We start from the raw sequence: 21833 nt of genomic DNA, 5'->3' as shown, positions 1-21833 counted from the left end.
TACGGATTTTTATTCAACACTATTCAAAAAAAATCCCTCACAAGGAGGGAATTGATTTATTTTTTAATCCAATCGACAATTTGTGCATCCATTGGGGTGACTTGTGGTGCGACCACTTTTTCCAAATGACCGTCCGTTCCAATCAAATACTTTTGGAAATTCCATTCTACCTGATTGTCTTGCAAACCGTTGCGAGATTGCTGTGTTAAGAACTGATACATCGCACACATATCCTCTCCTTTTACAGATACTTTTGCCATCATCGGGAAGGTTACGCCGTAATTTTTTTGACAGAATGTGGCAATCTCTTTATTACTTCCCGGTTCTTGTTGGCCAAAATTATTGGCAGGAAAACCTACAATCACAAAATTTTTGTCTTTGTACTGTTTGTATAAAGCTTCCAATTCTTTATACTGTGGCGTTAATCCGCATTTGGAAGCGGTATTTACTACCAATATTTTCTTTCCTTTTAAAGTAGCAAAGTCAAATGTGTTGCCTTCTAAATCTTCTACTTTAAACTGATAAATCGTTTCACGTGTTGCCATTGAGTCGTTTTCTACAAAATTAGAGGTATTTTCTGCCATAGCATTATCAGTATTTTTACATGATAATAAGCCAAGTATCAGGGCTGTTGCAAGAATTTTTATGTTCATGGTTTATTTTTTTGTCTAAAATTAATCTAAAAAAATTCAACAGTATAGATTACGTTCAATAAAAATGTGTTAATTTTTCGGAGTGAAATAAAACCATAGAGTCAATTAGTCCGTATATACTGACACTCTGAATAAAAAAATTTGTTGAACTAACTTGTTAACACATGACACAGGAACAATTGATTCCGCTGCTCGTAAACAAAGATGAGCGCGCTTTCACAGCCATGTACGACATGTATTCGAAGAGTCTCTATGCCGTAATTGCTAACCTGATAAAGGATAGTGATGAAGCGGAAGACGTCCTTCAGGAAACATTCGTAAAAATTTGGAAAAATATCGATTCGTATAACGACTCCAAAGGTCGGTTCTATACGTGGATATTGAATATTGCCCGTAATACGGCCATTGACAAACTTCGTTCGAAGGGGTACAATAACAGCAAGAAAAACCTAGATGTCGACAACTTCGTATATATGGTTGGAGACAACAGTCGAATGAACAGTCGCATTGATACTATTGGTATTAAGGATTTCATTAAAAAGTTGAAACCTAAATGTATCCAATTGTTAGAACTCTTGTTCTTCCAGGGTTATACCCAACAGGAAGCTTCCGAAGAACTTGAAATTCCGATTGGAACCGTGAAAACACAAAATCGCACGTGTATCAATGATTTAAGAACTTATTTGAACGTATCATGAATTCAAAAGAAATAATCGAATCCGGTGATCTCGAATTATACGTTTACGGGGCTTTACCCAAAAACGAATCTGCCGAGATTGCTGCACTGTCCAAGAAAGACAGTACGGTTCTCAACGAAATCGTATCGATTGAAAAATCGGTCATCAATCTGTCCTCCAGCATTGCCCCAGCGCTGTCAGCAGGTGTGTTCCAATCCATAAAGGAACGCCTCGATATGGGTGGTGGCAACGTGGTACAAATGAACTCGCGTCGTAGCATTACGCCTAACCTTGGTTGGGCCGCTTCTGTCGCGCTATTAGTGGGTGTTGCACTTCAGTACAATAAAGTGGCCGATGCACAATCGGAAATTGGCACTCTTCAAAATGAAAAATCTACCTTGCAGAAATCGGTTGTCGAATTGGAATTGGAAAAACAACAAACCGTTGTAGCGCTCGATGTCATTCGCGATAGTCAAAATACAGTAGTAAGCCTAGCCGGTCAAGCCGCTGCACCCAACGCTACTGCCAAGATTTATTGGAACCAAAAAACCCAAAAAGTCTATGTCGATGCTTCAGGCTTACCGGAACCTCCAAAAGGCAAAGTGTACCAAATTTGGTCGTTGAAATTAGTTCCTGCCCTTACTCCTACTAGTATTGGTCTTTTAAATGATTTCACGAAAAATCCGGGTAAAGTATTTGCTGTAGAAGGAACGGGAGATGCACAAGCCTTCGGAATTACCCTTGAACCTGCTGGTGGTAGTAAATCGCCAACCATGGAACAATTGTACACCTTGGGCAAAGTATAAGTCTTTAATTAACTTTCATACAAACAGAAAAAGGTTCGACAATGTATATCGAACCTTTTTTATTTCTTATCGTTTTCTAGTTACTTCGAAACCTTACGGTACCGCCAGTAAACAAATCCGGCAAATACCATGAAAATTACAAATATGCGAATGTAAATATCTACGTTTTGCTTTTCTCCCGTAGCATACGAGTGCATTCCGGTTAAGTGGAAATTTACTCCAAAATAGGTCATTAATATGGAAGCAAACGCCAAAACACTCATGAAGTTGAACGCAAACAATCCGCGTAATCCCGGAACTAAGCGGGCATGAATTACAAACGCATAAACCATAATACTGATCAACGCCCATGTTTCTTTTGGGTCCCAACCCCAATAACGGCCCCAACTTTCATTCGCCCATTGCCCCCCTAAAAAGTTTCCTATCGTTAATAACACCAACCCTAACGTTAGTGCCATTTCGTTGATATAAGTAATCTCTTTGATGTTCAACTGCATGACTTCTTTGTTCTTTTCGTTGGTGGCCAACATTAAAATCATCGCTACAACACCTAAAATCATTCCCAATGTAAACGGACCGTAACTCATCACAATTACCGCCACGTGGATCATTAACCAATAGGAATTCAATACGGGTTGCAAATTGGCAATTTGTGGATCCATCCAACTCATGTGCGCCACCATCAAAATCATGGAAGTCACAAACGTACCTGCCGCAACGGTCAATTTCGACTTACGGTCAAAAGCCAAACTGAAAAACATGGTCGCCCACGCCACATAAATCATACTTTCATAGGCATCACTCCAGGGTGCATGTCCAGACACATACCAACGGGCAATCAAACCTGCGGTGTGGGTGGCAAACAAAATACCGATGAATAGATGAAAGGCATTGATGGAAATGCGCAACAAACGACTGTTGGTAAAGATGCGAATGATCGTTAGAATCAACATGATACTTCCCGCCAACATGTACAACCAAAATAAGCTGCGGAACACATCGTATTTATTCAATAAAATTTCCGAATCAATTTGCTGGTCTGAAGGGCGAACAGCTTTACCGTATTTCTTTTGGTAATCTTCCAAACCTTTTAATAAGGTATTGGCCATGGTGTAGTTTTTGGTCTTTGTACCTCTTCCCAACTCATTCAAATAATACGGAAAAGCATTCTTGATTTTATCCAAATCGGTTCCCGTCGCTTGGTTCAATTCCATGAAAGAAACCCATTTGTTACTCTTGTCATTTGGAACAGGGAATATCTTTAAAATGCCGCCGTACATCGCACTGTACAACAAATTGATTTTTTTGTCGGCTTCCACAAAATCCTTTTGAAAATTATTCGGATTGGTGGTTTTATAGGCATCATCCAAATAGGGTGATAATTTATACATTCCATTATCCGTAATGAAATCTTTAAATTTCACATACTTAACGTCTTTTCCAACGCCAATGATTTTGCGAATACTGTCGTTTCCTTTTTTCAAATAAATCACAGGCAAATTCTCCCAAGCTCTGGGATACATCACCATGGATAAAAATACTTGATCGGCGTTTAATCCTTCGTAAGTATCGCTTTTACTCACTTTCCGTAACAATTCCGAAGAAAATGTATTCACCGGTTTCATACGTCCGCCATCATCTTGAATGACCAAACGTCCAAATTTCTCCGCTTGTACTTCAGGAACTGCATATTTCTTCACCGAATCCAAATAGTTGATATTCGTGGGCATCGCCATAGGATTGGAATGCTGGTGACCATCATGCTCCGAGTGTTGCGCTTGTATGGCAAAACTGATAAAGAACAAAAGAATCGTTGCTAAAGCATTCTTCTTTTCTTTTACTTTTTCCAATTTCTTTTTCAAATCGGCAAAGCGCGTATTCTTATCAAATAAAATGGCTAACATGCCAAAAAACAATAAAAAGTAGCCAATATAAGTAATCATCGTTCCCCAATAATCGTGGTTCACTGATAAAACCGTTCCTTTTTCATCGGGATCAAACGACGATTGGAAGAAACGATAACCGCCGTAATCCAAAATATGGTTCATGTAAATATCGGCATCGGTGTTTTTCCCATTATCCATGACCGTAACCTTACTTTTAAAAGCCGAATAACTTTTCTCGGTTCCCGGATATTTATCAGCAATAAAATCATTCAATCGCATGGAAAATGGCAACTCATAGACTTTACTACCAAACAGTAACGTGAACTCCAGTCCGCCCAATTTTACCACTTGAGGCTCACCCGTTTTACCTTTGGAACCTACCAATGTAATATCTTGCGATTTACCACCCGAAGTTACAGTAACAATCAAAGCATCATCGGTATTTTTGGCTTTGTAGTTGGTCCCCGATGTCCATTCTTTTTTCCCTTTAATGGGTTGCTCTGGAAAAACAAATTGCGAACCGCCTACATTATATAAAGAGCGAAACATCAAATCTTGTTCAGTAGCTGCGGCAATTTCCCCTTTAAATTGATCCGCCATACGCATGAAATTCCCTGCAAAAGGCGATTTTATCGTTGTCTTTGTCCCATCTGTCGTGATGTTAATCGCGCCCTCCATGGGTTTATTGAGTGAAAATAACAATCCGTGTATGCTTTGCACAACACCTTCTTCTAGAAAATGCTCATGACGTTGACCGCCACCCGCTTCAACCATTTTGATAAAAAACTTTCCGTTGGCATCGGCAGCAATCGTTTGCTTGGCATCCATCATGAATTTTTTATACGAAATTTGGAAAGGAGTTTGATCAAATTTTTCATCGATAGTAAAATTATTGGAGGCAAATGGAGGATAAACCGCTTCAGATAACAATAAGGGCTTCTCAATGATGCGTCGCTTCAATGCCCCTTGGTATTGCCCGTCAATCCAAACCGTTAAATAATTTTTATCGGAATAAAATTGTTTAGCACTTTCACCTTCCCGAATCGGCATTACCCCTTCAAAACTGATGTACCGTGTGATTCCTGCCCCAATAATGATTAAAATAAACGCCAAGTGCAACAATAAGGTCGCCCAATTCTTGCGCAAATGCAATTGATAGCGTTTGATATTCCCAATGAAATTGATCAAAAAGAAAATCAAAATCAACTCAAACCATTTGGTGTTGTAAATCCAGATTCGAGCCGTATCCGTATTGAAATCACTCTCAATAAAAGTTCCCGCCGCCATAGCTGCTGCGTACACAATAAACAATACCGCCATTAATCGGGTGGAATATAAGAAGGAAGCTAATTTATCAGCCATTTTCAAAAAAATTTACGCAAAAATACACCAAAAAAACGTTTTTATCATTTCAACTCATGGATTTTAATGGAATATTAGGAATTGTCTGTTCCCTAGAATAAAATTGCATTTTGCCCCTTTTTTTATACTTTTACAGCCATGATAAAAACGGTGATTATTGGTTCTGGAAATGTGGCCCAACATCTCATTACGGCCTTTCGCGAAAGCGGAAATGTTCACCTTGTCCAAGTTCTAGCCCGCCATCCAAAAACTTTGGAACAGCAATTTCCCGACTTGGACATAATCACTGATGCGGCCTCTCTTGCTGAAGCCGACGTATATGTAATTGCCGTTTCAGATAACGCTATTGGCGCAGTGTCATCCCAACTCCCACTGAACAATAAATTGGTGGTACACACCTCAGGGACTACACCACTTGCTGTTTTAGATCCCAAAAATCGTCGGGGTGTTTTTTATCCGTTACAAACCTTTACCAAAGGAAAACGACTCGCCTATCACCACATTCCGTTTTGCTTGGAAACCGAACACGAGTCGGACTTTGCCATTCTTCACGAATTGGCCCATTCGGTTTCGGAATCGGTGTACCGCATCTCGGAAGACCAACGCAAAGCCTTACATGTCGCGGCTGTTTTTGTGTGTAATTTCACCAATCATTTGTATCAAATAGGCCACGATTTGTGCGAAGAACATCAGGTTCCCTTTGCCATTCTCCAACCGTTGATTGCTGAAACTGCAGATAAAATTCAAACCCTTACCCCACAACAAGCACAAACCGGTCCTGCCCTTCGTGGCGATACCGAAACACTCAATCGGCACTTGGCGGCATTGACCGATGCCACCCAAAAAGAAGTTTACCAACTCTTGACAAAATCCATTATTGATCATGGCAAAAAGCTATAAAGAACTCATGAACGACATCACCACTTTTGTGTTGGATGTTGACGGCGTACTCACCGACGGTACCGTACACGTTTCACCTACCGGAGAAATGTTACGCGAAATGCATATCCGCGACGGATTTGCGATGAAAGCCGCACTCGAAAGTGGTTATAATGTATGCATTATTTCGGGAGGAAGCAATGAAGGCGTGCGCATCCGTTTGCGTAACCTGGGCATCACCGACATTTATTTGGGTTCACCCGATAAAGTGGAAACCTTCAAAGAATATTGTGATATTTATGGCATCCAACCGGATCAAGTTTTGTATATGGGTGACGATATTCCCGATTATCACGTGATGCAAAAAGTTGGCCTTCCCACTTGTCCCCAAGATGCAAGTCCGGAAATCAAAGCCATTTCTACCTATATCTCCCACAAAAATGGCGGGAAAGGTGCCGTTCGGGATGTCATCGAACAAGTGATGAAAGTCCAAGGCAAATGGCATACCTATTACAACGGAAAACACGATTAAACGCTCTATTAGAATCATTACAACATGAAATTTTTACAATTAATTCGCTACCCAAATATTTTAGCCTTAATCGGAATGCTCTTTGTCATTCGTTACGGTTTTTTGGAACAATTAAGTCTTTATTTGGCATTAACCCCACTGGAATTCCTACTTTTTGTTACTGCAGTTGCCTGTATTGCTGCGGGTGGATATATCATCAATGATGTTTTTGACCAAGAAGTTGATGCTATTAATCGTCCCAACCGAGTGCTCATTGGATCCGCAATTTCCGAAGCCAATGCGTATTATTGGTACGGCGGACTCTCTATTACGGGTGTGGGTATCGGAATGTATTTGTCCAATTGCATTGGCCGCCCCGGATTTGGCGTTTTCTTTGTTTTGGTGGTTGCCCTTTTGTATGTGTATTCTTCTTCCCTCAAACAAATGCCTTTTGTTGGGAATTTAGTTATCGGATTGTTGACGGGCGCGACCATTATTTTGGAAGCCATTTTTGATTTGTATCCCATTACGAATGCCAGTAATAATGTAGCCATGTCAGCCTTGTTTGGCATGTTGAAATATTACGCCCTTTTTGCCGTACTACTCACGGTAATTCGTGAAATTATCAAAGATGCCGAAGACCGTGAAGGCGATGATGCACTTGGAATGCAAACTTTACCTCTTGTTTTGGGTACACAAAAAACCAATATCCTTGTGGCGGCAATCGCTGTAATCAGTGCGGTTTTGGCCCTGTATTATTGTTTCACTGACCTTTTCAATAATTCCTATTTCTTAATTATTGGATACTTACTCTTTTTCACCGTTGCTCCATTGTTGTTTATCGCCATCCGCGTGCTGCAAGCCCAAACCAAAGCGGATTATGCACAACTCAGCAAATTGATGAAATTCATTACGCTGTTAGGAATTTTGGCTTTGGCTGTCCTGACTTTTAATTTAAAACACCATGCCGGTTAATTATAAAATCATCTTGGCCTCGGGTTCGCCCCGCCGCCAACAATTCTTCAAGGACTTGGATTTGGATTTTGAAATTCGAATCAAAGAAATTGACGAAGTCTATCCCGATCATTTGCAAGCCGAAGCAATTACCAATTATTTGGCCCAACTCAAGGCTGCTGCTTTTGAAGGGTCGCTTACTGAAAATGAACTTCTCATCACCAGCGACACCCTCGTTTGGTTGCACGGAAAAGCTTTGGGCAAACCAACCGATTATGATCATGCCGTTGCCATGTTACAGGAGCTTTCAGGAAATACCCATGAAGTCATCACTTCAGTTTGCTTTAAAACCCAAACTACTGAGGCTGTTATTTTTGATAAAACAAAAGTCACCTTTGCTCCTTTATCGCTTGATGCCATTCATTATTATCTCGACAAACACCAACCTTTTGACAAAGCAGGGTCGTATGGTATTCAAGATTGGATTGGCCTCACGGGTATTTCTCGAATTGAAGGCTCGTATACCAATGTTGTGGGATTACCGACTGAAAAAGTTTATCACTATTTAACAACTCACTTTTTAAAATAGTCGTACTTTTATAGGGCACAACAAATAATACCTTTTCAGTAATGGAAACGGAGCAGGAAATCAATGCCAAAATATTGAAAGTAACCATGGTCATTCGCGATAATTTCCCCGAATTGCACCAGTACTTAAACGAAATGCCGGTCACCATCCCCATCGATAGCAATCCGGAGATCAATGTCCAACACCTCAAAAAATACTACGAGTCATTGGTCGCTATATTTCGAAATTATGTGGCCGAACACCAACTGAATTATATTAACCAACGCAATCAAGAAGGGCATTTGTAAATGGGATTCAATCAATTTACAACAGAAATCATCGCTACTACTAGTGTGCTTTTCCTTGTCATCGTGCTGCGCATGCTGGTTGCCAAGGTGGTTCGGCGCTTTGCCAAAACCAACCACAACATCGAACACCGCGCCAATTTAGTCATCAAATACATTGACTTGTTGATTAACATCATTGCGGTAATTGCCCTCATTGTCATTTGGGGTGTAAAAAAAGAAGATATTTTAGTGACCGTTTCCTCCATTACTACCGTTATTGGAGTAGCCATGTTTGCCCAATGGTCGATTCTCAGTAACATCACTTCAGGAATTATCCTCTTTTTCTTTTTCCCTTTTAAAATTGGCGACATCATTCGCATCAACGATAAAGATTTTCCAGTTCAAGGAGAAATCGAAGACATCAATGCCTTTCATATTAACCTTCGTTCCAGTGATGGCGAGTTAAGCACCTATCCGAATAACCTACTGTTACAGAAAGGGATAACCGTACTCAATCCCCGTAATGATTCTCCCGAATTCATGGACTAAGGTGTTAAAATGGAAATACTGTAACGATTCCTGAAATTGTTATAACACCTAGTCACTGCATCTGTCGCAACTTTGTATCATAAGCTAAAAACAAAAGTTTATGAAAAGTATACGACTAATAATTGCAGCCTTGTTACTGGGAAGTAGCGCTGCAGTAGCTCAAGTAAATGTCAATATCAATTTTGGAACACCACCGGTTTGGGCACCTGCCGACCGTGTGGAAGTACAGTACTACTACTTGCCTGAAATTGATGTGTATTACGATGTCCCCAACGGCTTGTTCTTGTATTTCTCCAATGGGCGTTGGATTCGTAATGCCTATTTACCCGCCCGTTGCAATCACTACGATATGCGTCGCGGACGTGTCGTATACCTCACCGACTACTACGGCAAAACACCGTACTATTATCACAAAAGACATCGCGCTCGTTATGTCACTGTTCCTCAACGAACCGTAGTGGTGTACCGCGATCACGACGATGATCATGATCGTGGAAGACACCACGGACACCACGAAGGACGTGGCCATGGACGAGGCAGAAGATAACACTAATTCATAATCGTTAGGGTTAATTTAGTTAGTTTAGGGGGAAAAGGAGTACAATGCTGTACTCCTTTTTTTTGTTAAAGAAATTCAAATAAAAAAAGGGTAGCCCATAGAAATCCGTATTTTTGAAGGAATTCAAATTAACTACTAATGCGTCAATCGTTTTTGTTACTGGCTGCTTGTATCGTTGCACTTCCTACATGGGGGCAACGACCTGAAAAACCGAATGCTGCCGACATTTACCACCAAATTGAAAAACTGAATTTTTTGGGCAACGTACTCTATATCGCCGCCCATCCCGATGATGAAAATACCCGATTGATTTCCTTTTTATCCAATGAAGTACATGCCCGAACTGGCTATTTGTCCCTCACCCGCGGTGATGGTGGACAAAACTTAATCGGACCTGAATTGCGGGAATTGTTAGGGGTAATTCGAACCCAAGAACTCATCGAAGCCCGTAAAATTGATGGAGGCGAACAGTTTTTTTCGCGTGCTAACGACTTTGGCTTCTCTAAAAACCCTACGGAAACCCTGCAAATATGGGACAAAAATCAAGTCTTAAGTGATGTGGTATGGGCTATTCGAACTTTTCGACCTGATATTATTATCAACCGTTTTGACCACCGCTCACCCGGCACCACCCACGGTCATCACACGGCATCGGCCATGCTTTCCATGGAAGCCTTTGATTTGGCCAACCAACCCAACCAATTTGCGGATCAATTAGCTTACACCCAACCCTGGCAACCCCAGCGTATATATTTCAATACCTCTTGGTGGTTTTATGGCAGCAAAGAGAAATTTGAAAAAGCCGATAAGAGCAAACAAGCCCAACTCCAAATTGGCGTTTACTATCCCTTTGCCGGAAAATCCAACCAAGAAATTGCAGCCTTGAGTCGGAGCTGCCACCAATCCCAAGGCTTCGGAAATACAGGAACCCGCGGTGAAGAAGACGAATATTTAGAATTCTTAAAAGGCACGGCACCCGCCAACAAAAACAATCTATTCGATGGGATTGATACTACATGGAACCGTCTAGCGGATGGAAAAGCAGTGAGCGAACTGCTCGCTAAAGTGCAAAAAGAATTCAATTATACGAATCCTGGTGCCAGTGTACCCGATTTGATAAAGGCCTACTCGCTCATTCAACAATTGCAAGACCCTTTTTGGCGCAACCAAAAATCGGAGGAAATCAAAAAGATAATCGCCGCTTGTTCCGGTCTCTACCTTGAAGCCGTTTCCGATGTGCAAGAAACAACACCCGGTAGTACAATAAAAGTCAAACTCGAAGCCATCAACCGCAGTGCCAATGCTTGGACTTTAAACCGTGTAGAAACCTATCCTAAAACTGCAGTGAATTGGAATAATCAGGTTTTAACTAATAACAAAGACCTGACAACTAGTTTTGATCTTACCTTGCCAACTGATTATGACTACACGGCGCCCTACTACCTCAAAGAGGAAGGATCCGTAGGCATGTACACCGTAAACGATCGCCTACTCATTGGTAAACCCGATGTACAACGCGCTACCCAAGTTACTTTTTTCCTTTCCATTCAAGGTGTGGAAATTCCGTTTACCCGCAAAATTGTCTACAAATACAACGATGACGTGAAAGGTGAAGTGTACCAACCACTAGACATTGTCCCTGCAGCTACTTCGTCCATCAAAGAAAAAGTCTACATCTTCCCCAAAAACCGCAGTCGCGAAGTGCGTGTAATTGTGAAAGCCGGCAAAGAAAACCTCAGTGGATCGGTGCAATTGCAGGTCCCCTCCGACTGGAAAGTAAGTCCGGAACAACAAACAGTTACCCTCCAACGCAAAGGCGAAACCGCCGAGTTTGTTTTTACCCTAACCCCTCCCAAAGAAGCCGCTGAAGCTGTCATTCAAAGTGTGGTCACAGTGGACAACCAAACCTTCAAACAAGATAAAATAGACATCAACTACCCGCACATCTACAAACAAATGGTATTGAAGTCGGCTGCAGCCAAAGCCATCAAACTCAACATTAAAACCAACGAGGAAAAAATCGCTTACATCATGGGAGCCGGTGATGAAGTGCCCAACAGTCTCACCCAAATGGGGTATGAAGTCACTGTAGTGAAACCCGAATCGCTTACTCCTGAGTTGCTACAATCATTTGATGTGGTGATGACTGGAATTAGAGCCTATAACGTGGTGAATCAATTGGCTTATAAACAACAGGTTTTGTTGGATTTTGTAAAAAGTGGGAAAACGATGATCGTGCAATACAACACGTTGGATGATATGGTGACCAAGGAGTATGCGCCCTACCCACTCAAAATTTCCCGTGACCGCGTTACGGAAGAGAATGCCGAAGTACGCTTTCTCCAACCCAATCACCGCATTTTAAACTATCCCAATAAAATTACGAGTGCCGACTTTACCGGCTGGAAACAAGAGCAAGGCTTGTACTACCCCAGTGAATGGGATGCGCAGTACACGGCCTTGATTTCAGCTAATGATCAAGGAGAAAAACCCAAAGACGGTGCGCTACTCGTCGCTCCCTATGGAAAAGGAACGTATATTTATACCGGATTGAGCTTTTTCCGCGAATTGCCCGAAGGCGTTCCTGGCGCTTTCCGACTCATGGCAAATCTAATTTCGGCAAAAAACTAAACCAATATGAAAACCAACAAGGAAAACCGATGGAGCAATAACTATACTTGGCTGTTAGTCATCAACGCCTTGTATATTTTGATTTTTTATTTACTCATGGAAAACTACTCCTAGTATGCAACAACTGGACTGGATTATTTTATCGGTAACCCTGCTCTCCATTGTCATCTATGGGGTGTACAAAACCAAAGGGAGCCGCAACGTAGAAGAATATATTTTAGGAAACAAGCAAACCAATTGGTTTACCGTGGGGATTTCAGTCATGGCCACCCAAGCGAGTGCCATTACTTTTCTTTCTACCCCAGGACAGGCCTACCACGACGGAATGGGATTTGTACAGTTCTATTTCGGACTCCCGATTGCCATGGTGGTGATTTCCCTGACGTTTATTCCCATTTACCACAAATTAAAAGTCTACACGGCCTATGAATACCTAGAGCAACGGTTCGATCTAAAAACCCGCTCGCTGGCTTCTATCCTATTCTTGATTCAGCGCGGACTTGGAACCGGACTCACCATTTATGCGCCATCCATTGTGTTGTCTACCCTTTTGGGTTGGAACCTCACCATGCTCAATGTCATCATTGGTATTTTGGTGATTGTGTATACCTTTTCGGGAGGTACCAAAGCCGTAAACGTTACCCAAAAACAACAAATGTTTGTCATCATGAGCGGGATGTTGATTACCTTCTTCCTCATATTATCGCTCTTACCCAACGACATGACGCTTTCCAATGCCATGCATATCGCGGGCGCCAATGAGAAAATGAATGTAGTCGACTTTTCATTTGACCCTGAAACCCGCTATACCATTTGGAGCGGTATCGCTGGGGGGTTCTTTCTTAGTTTGGCCTATTTTGGAACCGACCAATCCCAAGTAGGACGCTACCTCTCCGGAAAATCCGATCGCGAGAGTCAGATGGGACTCATCATGAACGGCTTTCTAAAAGTTCCGATGCAGTTCTTTATTCTCCTCATCGGAGTTTTGGTGTTTGTTTTCTTCCAATTCAATGAAGTGCCGTTGAACTTTAATCCCGTAAACAAGGCTATTATTGAAAAGTCGGCCTATGCCAATGATTACCACAAATTAGAAGACCAATTAAAGGCATTGACCGAAGAGAAAAAAGAATACAACCTCTTGTATATCGATCACTTAAATCAGAATTACGACAATCCGATTTTACGGAATCGCTTGACGGCTTTGTCTGGAAAAGAACGGGATTTACGCGATCAAGCCAAAGAACTAATCGCGAAAGCCGATCCCAAAGCGGAGACCAACGATAAAGATTATGTGTTTTTGTATTTCATTCTCAATTACCTTCCCAAAGGATTGATTGGATTGTTACTCGCCGTAATCCTCAGTGCCGCCATGTCGTCCTCGGCATCCGGACTCAATGCACTGGCGTCTACAACGGCTATCGATATCTATAAACGCAATTTAAAAGAAGAGAAATCCGATAAGCATTATGTCATGGCTACGCGCTATTTTACGCTTTTGTGGGGTGTCATTGCTATTTTATTCGCTTGTGTAGGGACGTTGTTTGAAAACCTCATTCAGCTCGTGAATATTGTCGGGTCGATTTTCTACGGTACAGTGCTCGGGATATTCCTTGTCGGATTTTACATTAAACACATCAAAGCAACTGCCATTTTCTACAGTGCCGTGATTTCCCAACTTTTAATCTTCTATATCTATTATCTGGATGTGGTGAGTTTCTTGTGGCTCAATTTTATTGGTGCTCTACTGACCATCGTAATTGCATGGTTGATCCAACGCACGCAGCCCAAAGAATCTCCTGAGGAACTCCAACTTGTCCATGAAAACGAAATTTAAATAGAGCCACCTTCGGGTGGTTTTTTTTACGGTAAGATGTAATGGAAAATGGCAAAAAAGTGAAAAGCACTGCCGCCCAATACAAAGACATGCCAAATGGGATGGTAAAAACGGTTGCGGTCTTTGGCATAAAAATAAATTCCACCCGTATAACAAGCACCGCCTAACGCTATCAATAACAGCGCCGATGAAGAAAGGGCATGAATGATGGGTTGTATACCAATGATGCACAACCAACCCATGACGGCATATAACGTCAAGGATAATTTCTCGTTGTAGCGGTATTTGGAGAACTTGAATACAAATCCGACGACCACCAATACCCAAATCAAACTAAAGAGTGTCCATCCCCAAACGCCTTTTAAACCTACCAACATTACTGGTGTATAGGTTCCAGCGATAAGAATGTAGATACTCAAATGGTCGACACGTTGCCAAAAACGTTTGTGACGCAATTGCACGACCGCATGATAAATTGTTGAAGCGGAGTATAAAAGCACCAAACTGAGTCCGAACACCAAACTCGCCCCCAATTCCAGCAATGTGCCTTTCCAGGCGGTATATCCAACCAAAAGGACCAACGCCACCAACGACAATACGGCACCCAACCCATGGGTGAGCACATTCCAAAATTCCTCTTGCTTGCGGTTCTTCCGTTTCATAGTTTAAAAGTAAGCAAAAAAAAGCCCCTGAAATTCAGGGGCTTGCTATTTATTATTTGCTCCATTCTTTGATGGAATCGTTATTCATTTTTACATAATCATCGTTTTTCGCTTTTTGTGCGCCGGCTAACGATAACTTAGCGGTTTCAATCGCTCCTTTTTTGTCGCCTAATTTCGCTTGGATTAACGATTTTAAACGCAATTGCCAAAATGGTGCTTCTTCACCCGCTTTTACAGCTCCTACCGCTTTGTTTACATATTCCAAAGCTTTTGCCATTTCAATGTTCGCTTGGTAGTAATATTGGGCTGCACTGTAATAATCGTTAGCTGAAGGTCCGGCTAGCGTTTTATTAATACTTGCCATGGCCGCTTTTTGCGTAGGTACCTCAAACTTTACCGCTACAAACGTTTTTTCCCAAGCAATTTCTAATTCAGCCGAGTCATTGGTTACATTACCAATACCCATAGTAAAGGTTTCCACGCGACGATCCGTCATCACAGGTTTTGCATTGGCACGCAACGCCACATCCGCTTCTTTGAATTCTTCTGGTGTTCCCCAGTTGTCGGTAGTTTTGTAGAAAATTACTTCCCAGTTATCCGCTTTTGGTAACGTATACAAGGCATACTTTCCTTTTGCTAAGGTTTTTCCGTCAATTACCACATCTTCACTGAATGACACAAGGGTATTTGCATTCGCACCCGTTCTCCATAATTTACCAAAAGGCACTAAATCGCCAAAAATAGTACGGCCTTTGGCACTGGGACGGGAATATTCAATAGCTACATCGGTCAAACCCACAACTTGATTTACAGTGGCTTTCGGACTCGATTGAGGGGTTTTTACTTGCGCTTCGATCGCATACGATGCAATAAAAAAGGCAATTGCATAGATTAGTTTTTTCATGGTTCATTGTTTTAGTTCTGCCAAAATTACTAAAAGCGATGGGGTCAAACTGTTAATTTAAACTTAAAAGGGAATAAATTTTGTTTAACTTATTTTTCTGTTTGTTAAACAAACTATATCTTTACCAAAAAAAACGATGAAGATCTATACACTGCACGCTAAACAGTTTCTTCCCATAACTCTTGATGAAGCCTGGGATTTCTTTTCCGATCCGATGAACCTAAATACCATCACACCTGATGATATGGGGTTTAAAACACTTTCTGGTGCGGATCGGAAAATGTACCCGGGACAAATCATTCAGTATATTGTTACTCCCTTATTAAACATTCCCATGAAATGGGTAACCGAAATCACACACGTTGACCACAAAAAGTTTTTTGTAGACGAACAACGTTTTGGTCCGTACGCTTTATGGCACCACAAACATTTCTTTAAAGAAGTACCCGGCGGTGTAGAAATGGAAGACATCGTCGACTACAAACTTCCCATGGGAATTTTGGGTCAACTCATGCACCCAATTCTTGTCAAACCGCGCTTGCACCAAATTTTTGACTACCGAAGAAAGAAGTTAATCGAACTCTTTGGCGAATTTAAACCTGAATAACATGAAAAATATCCTATTGATTGGTGGTTCCAAAGGAATCGGTCGTGCCCTCGCTCAACAATTACAGTTTGAGTCCAACCTTTTTGTAGCTTCACGCTCGGTGGAAGATTTGGCCGACTTAAAACTAACCCACATTCCGTTTGATGCGACACAAGATACCTTGGATACTTCTGCCCTTCCTGCTGAAATCCACGGATTGGTATATCTTCCAGGAAGTATAAATCTACGTCCGTTTAAAGGTTTAAAGCCAGAAGCGTTTGAAAGTGATTTGCAATTGAACTTTATCGGACTCGTGAAAGTAGTACAAACTGTATTGCCCCAACTCACCGCTGCTCCCCAGTCGAGTGTGGTGGCCTACAGTTCGGTTGCCGCTTCGATGGGTATGCCTTTTCACACTTCTGTGGCTGCAGCCAAAGGCGCTATTGAAGGTTTTGCTAAAGCATTTGCCGCAGAATATGCTCCTAAAGTGCGCATGAATGTCATCGCGCCTTCGCTCACCGATACGCCTCTTGCAGATAAATTTTTAAACTCGGAAGAGAAAAAAGAAAAAGCGGCTTTACGTAACCCCATGAAAAAAGTGGGCACACCGCAAGATATCGCACAAATGACGGCCTTTTTATTGAGTGAACAAAGCAACTGGATCACCGGTCAAGTGTTTGCTGTAGACGGCGGAATGTCCACATTAATCGTAAATAGTTAAGATGAATATATTCTGGTTCCGAAGAGACCTGAGGGTTGACGACAATGTGGGATTGTACCACGCATTAAGCAGTGGCCAACCCGTATTGCCTATTTTTATTTTTGACACGTCGATTCTTTCGCAACTGCCGCCCGATGATGCTCGTGTGACTTTTATCCACCAGCAATTGGAGTCGATACAGCAGGCACTTCAAGCCGTAGGTAAATCCTTAGCGGTTTTTCACGGCACCCCAGAAGAAGTGTTTACCCAACTTCTTTCGGAACAAAAAATTGACACTATTTACACCAACCACGATTATGAGCCTTATGCCCGTAAACGGGACAAAGCCTTAAATCAATTGTTTAAATCCAAAGGGATAGATTTCAAAACCTCAAAGGATCAGGTGGTTTTTGAAAAGAGTGAAGTTGTCAAGGATGACGGTACACCTTATGTGGTCTATACCCCCTACAGCCGCCGTTGGAAAGAACGCTTTCGTTCCATTACGTTACAACATTATCCGTCGGAAACTTTATTGAATCAAATAACCGATCATTCGTATCCTTTTTTGTCTTTGGAAGACATCGGATTCAAACCTTCCAAAATAAAAGTTCGTCCCTACGATGTATCCGAAACCTTGATACGGAACTACGAAGCGACTCGTAATTTTCCAGCCCTGAATAAAACGTCTTTCCTCGGCATCTATTTGCGTTTTGGAGCCGTTTCCATCCGAAAGATGATGACCAAAGCAATTGCCGAGAAAAACGAAACCTTCTGGAATGAATTGATTTGGCGGGAGTTTTTCATGCAAATCCTTTGGCATTTTCCGCATACAGTGCATCAAAGTTTCAAACCCAAATACGACGAAATTCAATGGAACAATGATGTGGATTTATTCCAAAAATGGTGTTCCGGAACCACAGGCTATCCGATTGTGGATGCTGGAATGCGCGAACTCAACGCTACCGGACACATGCACAACCGCGTGCGCATGATTGTGGCGAGTTTCCTTTGCAAACACTTGCTCATTGATTGGCGTTGGGGTGAAACGTATTTTGCCCTAAAACTCCTCGATTATGAACAAGCGAGTAATGTCGGCAATTGGCAATGGGCGGCCGGTAGTGGTGTCGATGCAGCGCCGTATTTCCGCATTTTCAATCCGAGTGAACAAATCAAGAAGTTTGATAAAGACTGGTATTATATTAAAAAATGGGTGCCTGAAGTGGAAACCTCAGCCTATCCCAACCCCATAGTTGACCATAAAGAAGCCCGCGAGCGTTGCTTAACTGTATACAAAACCGCCGTGGGATAAACCCCTTTTTGCCCCATGAAAGTAGTATGGCTCAAACGCGATTTACGCCTGCACGACCACGAAGCTTTGTTTCGCGCTATCGCAACCAAAGAAAAAGTGCTCTTGCTCTATATTCTTGAGCCCTCACTCCAACAGGATATCCATTACAGTGCGCGGCATTTTAATTTTATCAAAGAATCGTTGGCCGAACTCCAACACGATCTTTTGCCCTTTCACACACAAATCCTTATTGTGGAGGAAGAAGCGACTTTTGTCTTTGAAAAATTAATTGAAATAGCCTCGATTACTGGCGTGTATTCCCACCAAGAAACCGGTATTCAACGCACCTTTCATCGGGATATTGAGGTGAGCGAACTCCTTCGTGCCAACGGCATTCCGTGGTTTGAATACATCACCAATGGCGTTATCCGTGGCCTACGCAACCGCCAAACTTGGAAAGAAGATTGGTACGACTTTATGGAGAAACCCCGCTTTCCGTTTGAAGCCAATGGTCGGACCTTTGTGAAATATACCGAAATCGAGAAACTCGAAATTCACTTTAAAATTCCGTCCCTCGATACGCCTAAGGACGCGCCTTTCCAAAAAGGTGGCCGTTCAATGGGCTTGCGATACCTGAAATCCTTTCTCACCGAACGCGTAGAAAACTACAGCCGCCACATTTCCAAACCCGAATTGGGACGCAAAGGATGCAGTCGGCTTTCACCCTATATCGCTTGGGGCAATCTCTCCGTACGGGAAGTCTATCAATGGACGTGGGAAGTGCGCCAAAAAGGAAAATTCAAACGCCAAATCGACAACTTCGCGTCGCGTTTACGCTGGCAAGCCCATTTTATCCAAAAGTTTGAAATGGAATGTTCGATGGAATTTTACCCCGTCAACAAAGGCTATTTGCACTTAAAGTTACCCGTTAATACAAGCTATCACGAGGCTTGGTGCTCAGGAAAAACAGGAGTGCCTATTGTGGATGCATGTATGCGTTGTTTGAATACCACAGGTTACCTCAACTTTCGCATGCGTGCCCTGGTCGTTTCGTTCTACACCCACCACTTAATGCAACCGTGGCAAAATTGCAGTCCGCACCTCGCCCAACAGTTTTTGGACTTCGAACCCGGAATTCATTACCCCCAAATTCAAATGCAGGCGGGCGTTACAGGCGTGAATATGATTCGTATTTATAATCCGGTGAAGAACTCCATCGAACACGATGCCCACGGGGATTTTATCCGCAAATGGGTACCCGAATTGCGCAACATCCCTGAAGCGTTTATCCACGAACCGTGGAAACTGACGCCCATCGAACAAATGTTGTATGGGTTCGAACCCGGTTATGACTATCCCTTTCCGATTGTGCCTTTGGAAGAAGCGCAGAAAGCGGCTACCGACTTTTGGTGGAATTTTAGAAAACAACAGGAAGTGCGCAGCGACAGTAAACGCATTCTCGCCAAACATACGTTCCCCGACCGCGACTAAACCATTGCAGCCAATTTAGTATACGATAATTCGTTAAAATGTTGTACTACTACATCGGCTTGGGTATAATCTTGTCCTTTGGAATGGAAACTGTCGTACCCTACACAAAATACACCCGCTGCTTTGGCGGCAAGAATCCCGTTGGTACTGTCTTCGATTACGATACATTCGGTTGCTTGATCGCCCGATAAACGTACGGCATGTTCAAAGATCGCCGGATGCGGTTTGGATTGTGGAAACTCTTCTCCGGAAACGATATGACTGAAATGTGGGAACAATTCAAAACGTTTGAAAATACGGTGAATGGTAACTCGTGCTGAAGACGAAGCCAACACCAATTGGATGTTGTGGGCTCTCAAATCCAGTATTAATTCATGGACGCCTTCCAACAAAGTGAGGTCTTCTTTCTGATCAAAGGCGTCATTAAACAACATGCGTTTGGTATCCACCAATTCTTCTACGGTTTGGGGTAAATCAAATTGGTCTTTTAATTTTTGAAAGATATTCTTAGTCGAATTCCCTGTAAACGAGGCATACATTTCAGGTGTAACGGTGATTCCGAGTTGTTCAAACTGTTGGTGGTAGGCATAATGGTGTACGGGTTCGGTATCCACGATTACCCCATCCATATCAAAAATGACGGTTTTTAGCATTAGCTGTTTTTAAAGAGTTGGATTAAAAAATAGAATAAAGGGACAAATACAGCGCCCATCACGCCCAAGAGTATCCATCGGCCGCCGTCAAATGCGGCATTGTGGGCAACTTGCACCGTTTGCCATTCAATGGCAAAGAAAACGCCCACAAGAACCAATTTCAGCGTCCGCAACATACGAACAGCTATCTGGTACAAACGCGGGGCATTGGCTTCGGTAACGGCCACCGGAAAATTAAACCAGTGGGGATGCCGCCCTATATAAGTGAGTCCGATGTACATGGCCGTAGCAATTCCCGACCCCAAAAAAATCGTCCATTTGTCGCCATAGCCATCGACCTGACCTTGACCGTTGAAATGGGTAGGAATTACATCGGGTAACTGCGCGTAGTGTACACTTACATATATCCACGAACTGATCAATCCCAACAAGGCTATGGCTTCTACCCCATTGTCAAAAGCGGTTCGCGGTACAGTGAGTTGGGGACGATTCGTTTCCATTATTTTTTGATAAGATAACGCACTACGGTTTCGGCAGCATGTAGTCCGAACAAACAGGGCATCCATGAATTGGTGCCGTAAAACGACTTTTTGAAATTGCTGCCGTCGGTATGTTTGACACTATCATAATCGGGGCGTTCGCTGGAGTACACCACTTTTACGCCTCCCGAAATACCTTCTTTCTTTAAGCGCTTGCGCACGTGTTTGGCGAGGGGACAGTAATCGGTTTTGCTAATGTCGGTAACTTTTACTTTGGAGGCCAAAAACTTCCCTCCGGCGCCCATATTACTGATCACTTTAACGCCTTTGCGTTTGGCAGCAATCAATAGATTGAGTTTGGGTGTCACACTATCAATACAGTCCAAAACATAATCAAATTCAGGCGAAACTAATTCAAATGCACGTTCCGGTGATAAGAATTCTTTGAGCATTGTGAGTTCGAGTTCGGGATTGATATCCAGCAAACGCGCGCCCATCAATTCCACTTTGGGCAACCCCACGGTAGAATGTAAGGCCGGCAACTGACGGTTGATGTTGGTAATATCCACCACGTCTCCATCGACGATGGTCATCTTCCCTACGCCCGCTCGAGCCAAAAACTCAGCCGCAAAAGAACCCACGCCCCCGAGTCCGACCACCAATACATTGGCATTTCGTAATTTTTCTAATCCTTCCGTTTTAAATAAAAGTTCTGCACGTTCTTGCCAAACAGCCATGGGAATTTTGATTTTAGATTTTAGAATTTAGATTTTAGAATATTGAGTGCAAAAATAAGGAATTGGGATTAGAGAAAAGAGAAAAGAGAAAAGAAGAAAGAGAAAAGAGAAAAGAAGGTGCTTGTTAAAAACAAGTAAGGATATCTAAGGAGTGATGAATTATGAATGATGAGTTAT

Annotated in this window: 22 protein-coding genes; 15 read left to right on the top strand and 7 right to left on the bottom strand. The window is 42.4% G+C overall.

Annotation, left to right across the window (positions count from 1 at the left end; all coding sequences use genetic code 11):
* Positions 1-56 precede the first annotated feature (56 nt).
* Positions 57-584, bottom strand: a complete 528-nt coding sequence (locus tag OLM45_RS08770; protein ID WP_264509607.1) for a glutathione peroxidase — start codon at positions 582-584, stop codon at positions 57-59.
* Positions 585-817: 233 nt separating this feature from the next.
* On the opposite strand from OLM45_RS08770, the gene OLM45_RS08765 reads away from it, so the two are divergent.
* Positions 818-1351: an RNA polymerase sigma factor gene (locus tag OLM45_RS08765; RefSeq protein WP_129462184.1), complete on the top strand. Its 534-nt coding sequence runs from the start codon at positions 818-820 to the stop codon at positions 1349-1351.
* Positions 1348-2136: an anti-sigma factor gene (locus OLM45_RS08760; RefSeq protein ID WP_264509606.1), complete on the top strand. Its 789-nt coding sequence runs from the start codon at positions 1348-1350 to the stop codon at positions 2134-2136. Before OLM45_RS08765 ends, OLM45_RS08760 begins: the two co-directional genes overlap by 4 nt.
* An 80-nt stretch (positions 2137-2216) precedes the next feature.
* Here the strand turns inward: OLM45_RS08760 and ccsA are convergent, their stop codons facing one another.
* Positions 2217-5384 (bottom strand): cytochrome c biogenesis protein CcsA, encoded by a 3168-nt coding sequence (ccsA, locus tag OLM45_RS08755; RefSeq protein ID WP_264509605.1) that lies wholly within the window; start codon positions 5382-5384, stop codon positions 2217-2219.
* A 138-nt stretch (positions 5385-5522) separates the two neighbouring features.
* Between ccsA and OLM45_RS08750 the strand changes: the two genes are divergently transcribed.
* From OLM45_RS08750 to OLM45_RS08710, 9 genes are all read left to right on the top strand, one after another.
* Positions 5523-6284 (top strand): Rossmann-like and DUF2520 domain-containing protein, encoded by a 762-nt coding sequence (locus OLM45_RS08750; protein ID WP_264509604.1) that lies wholly within the window; start codon positions 5523-5525, stop codon positions 6282-6284.
* Positions 6268-6795: a KdsC family phosphatase gene (locus tag OLM45_RS08745; RefSeq protein ID WP_129462188.1), complete on the top strand. Its 528-nt coding sequence runs from the start codon at positions 6268-6270 to the stop codon at positions 6793-6795. Before OLM45_RS08750 ends, OLM45_RS08745 begins: the two co-directional genes overlap by 17 nt.
* 24 nt (positions 6796-6819) lie before the next feature.
* The gene (locus OLM45_RS08740; protein WP_264509603.1) at positions 6820-7749 is read left to right on the top strand and encodes a geranylgeranylglycerol-phosphate geranylgeranyltransferase; all 930 of its coding nucleotides are present in this window, start codon (positions 6820-6822) and stop codon (positions 7747-7749) included.
* Positions 7739-8317 carry a Maf-like protein gene (locus tag OLM45_RS08735; RefSeq protein WP_264509602.1) on the top strand — a complete coding sequence of 193 codons (579 nt, stop codon included), beginning with the start codon at positions 7739-7741 and terminating at the stop codon, positions 8315-8317. The genes OLM45_RS08740 and OLM45_RS08735 overlap by 11 nt, the downstream gene beginning before the upstream one ends.
* Before the next feature lie 41 nt (positions 8318-8358).
* Positions 8359-8604, top strand: coding sequence for a hypothetical protein (locus OLM45_RS08730; RefSeq protein ID WP_129462191.1), 246 nt, complete (start codon positions 8359-8361; stop codon positions 8602-8604).
* The gene (locus tag OLM45_RS08725) at positions 8605-9132 is read left to right on the top strand and encodes a mechanosensitive ion channel family protein (RefSeq protein WP_264509601.1); all 528 of its coding nucleotides are present in this window, start codon (positions 8605-8607) and stop codon (positions 9130-9132) included. It begins immediately after the preceding gene.
* A 100-nt stretch (positions 9133-9232) separates the two neighbouring features.
* Positions 9233-9679, top strand: a complete 447-nt coding sequence (locus OLM45_RS08720) for a hypothetical protein (RefSeq protein ID WP_264509600.1) — start codon at positions 9233-9235, stop codon at positions 9677-9679.
* A 150-nt stretch (positions 9680-9829) separates the two neighbouring features.
* Complete coding sequence (locus OLM45_RS08715; RefSeq protein WP_264509599.1) at positions 9830-12322, top strand: PIG-L family deacetylase; 2493 nt, start codon at positions 9830-9832, stop codon at positions 12320-12322.
* A gap of 115 nt (positions 12323-12437) precedes the next feature.
* Entirely contained in the window at positions 12438-14156 is a 1719-nt protein-coding gene (locus tag OLM45_RS08710; RefSeq protein ID WP_264509598.1) for a sodium:solute symporter, read from the top strand.
* Between the two features lie 26 nt (positions 14157-14182).
* On the opposite strand, the gene trhA is transcribed toward OLM45_RS08710, so the two are convergent.
* Both trhA and OLM45_RS08700 read right to left on the bottom strand, forming a co-directional pair.
* The gene (gene trhA, locus OLM45_RS08705) at positions 14183-14818 is read right to left on the bottom strand and encodes a PAQR family membrane homeostasis protein TrhA (RefSeq protein ID WP_264509597.1); all 636 of its coding nucleotides are present in this window, start codon (positions 14816-14818) and stop codon (positions 14183-14185) included.
* A 52-nt stretch (positions 14819-14870) separates the two neighbouring features.
* Entirely contained in the window at positions 14871-15722 is an 852-nt protein-coding gene (locus OLM45_RS08700) for a DUF2911 domain-containing protein (protein WP_129462197.1), read from the bottom strand.
* A gap of 136 nt (positions 15723-15858) precedes the next feature.
* Here OLM45_RS08700 and OLM45_RS08695 point away from each other — a divergent pair, with 136 nt between their 5' ends.
* From OLM45_RS08695 to OLM45_RS08680, 4 genes are read left to right on the top strand one after another with little or no spacing between them, the layout of a single operon-like run.
* Entirely contained in the window at positions 15859-16329 is a 471-nt protein-coding gene (locus tag OLM45_RS08695) for an SRPBCC family protein (RefSeq protein ID WP_264509596.1), read from the top strand.
* A 1-nt stretch (position 16330) separates the two neighbouring features.
* On the top strand, positions 16331-17029 hold the full coding sequence (locus tag OLM45_RS08690) for an SDR family NAD(P)-dependent oxidoreductase (RefSeq protein WP_264509595.1): 699 nt from the start codon (positions 16331-16333) through the stop codon (positions 17027-17029).
* Position 17030: 1 nt separating this feature from the next.
* Positions 17031-18317: a cryptochrome/photolyase family protein gene (locus OLM45_RS08685; protein WP_264509594.1), complete on the top strand. Its 1287-nt coding sequence runs from the start codon at positions 17031-17033 to the stop codon at positions 18315-18317.
* Positions 18318-18332: 15 nt separating this feature from the next.
* Entirely contained in the window at positions 18333-19787 is a 1455-nt protein-coding gene (locus OLM45_RS08680) for a cryptochrome/deoxyribodipyrimidine photo-lyase family protein (RefSeq protein WP_264509593.1), read from the top strand.
* Here the strand turns inward: OLM45_RS08680 and OLM45_RS08675 are convergent.
* Genes OLM45_RS08675 through OLM45_RS08665 form a run of 3 tightly spaced genes read right to left on the bottom strand, consistent with a single transcriptional unit; the run spans position 19784 to position 21656 of the window.
* Entirely contained in the window at positions 19784-20440 is a 657-nt protein-coding gene (locus OLM45_RS08675; protein WP_264509592.1) for an HAD family hydrolase, read from the bottom strand. The genes OLM45_RS08680 and OLM45_RS08675 overlap by 4 nt on opposite strands.
* Positions 20440-20940 (bottom strand): DUF1648 domain-containing protein, encoded by a 501-nt coding sequence (locus OLM45_RS08670; protein ID WP_264509591.1) that lies wholly within the window; start codon positions 20938-20940, stop codon positions 20440-20442. Before OLM45_RS08670 ends, OLM45_RS08675 begins: the two co-directional genes overlap by 1 nt.
* Positions 20940-21656 (bottom strand): tRNA threonylcarbamoyladenosine dehydratase, encoded by a 717-nt coding sequence (locus OLM45_RS08665; RefSeq protein ID WP_264509590.1) that lies wholly within the window; start codon positions 21654-21656, stop codon positions 20940-20942. The genes OLM45_RS08670 and OLM45_RS08665 overlap by 1 nt, the downstream gene beginning before the upstream one ends.
* Positions 21657-21833 lie beyond the last annotated feature (177 nt).

Source organism: Flavobacterium sp. N1719, assembly GCF_025947045.1.
Lineage (GTDB): Bacteria > Bacteroidota > Bacteroidia > Flavobacteriales > Flavobacteriaceae > Flavobacterium > Flavobacterium stagni.
The sequence above is the reverse complement of the archived record's forward strand: the minus strand, read 5'-3'. Positions and strand labels throughout refer to the sequence as shown.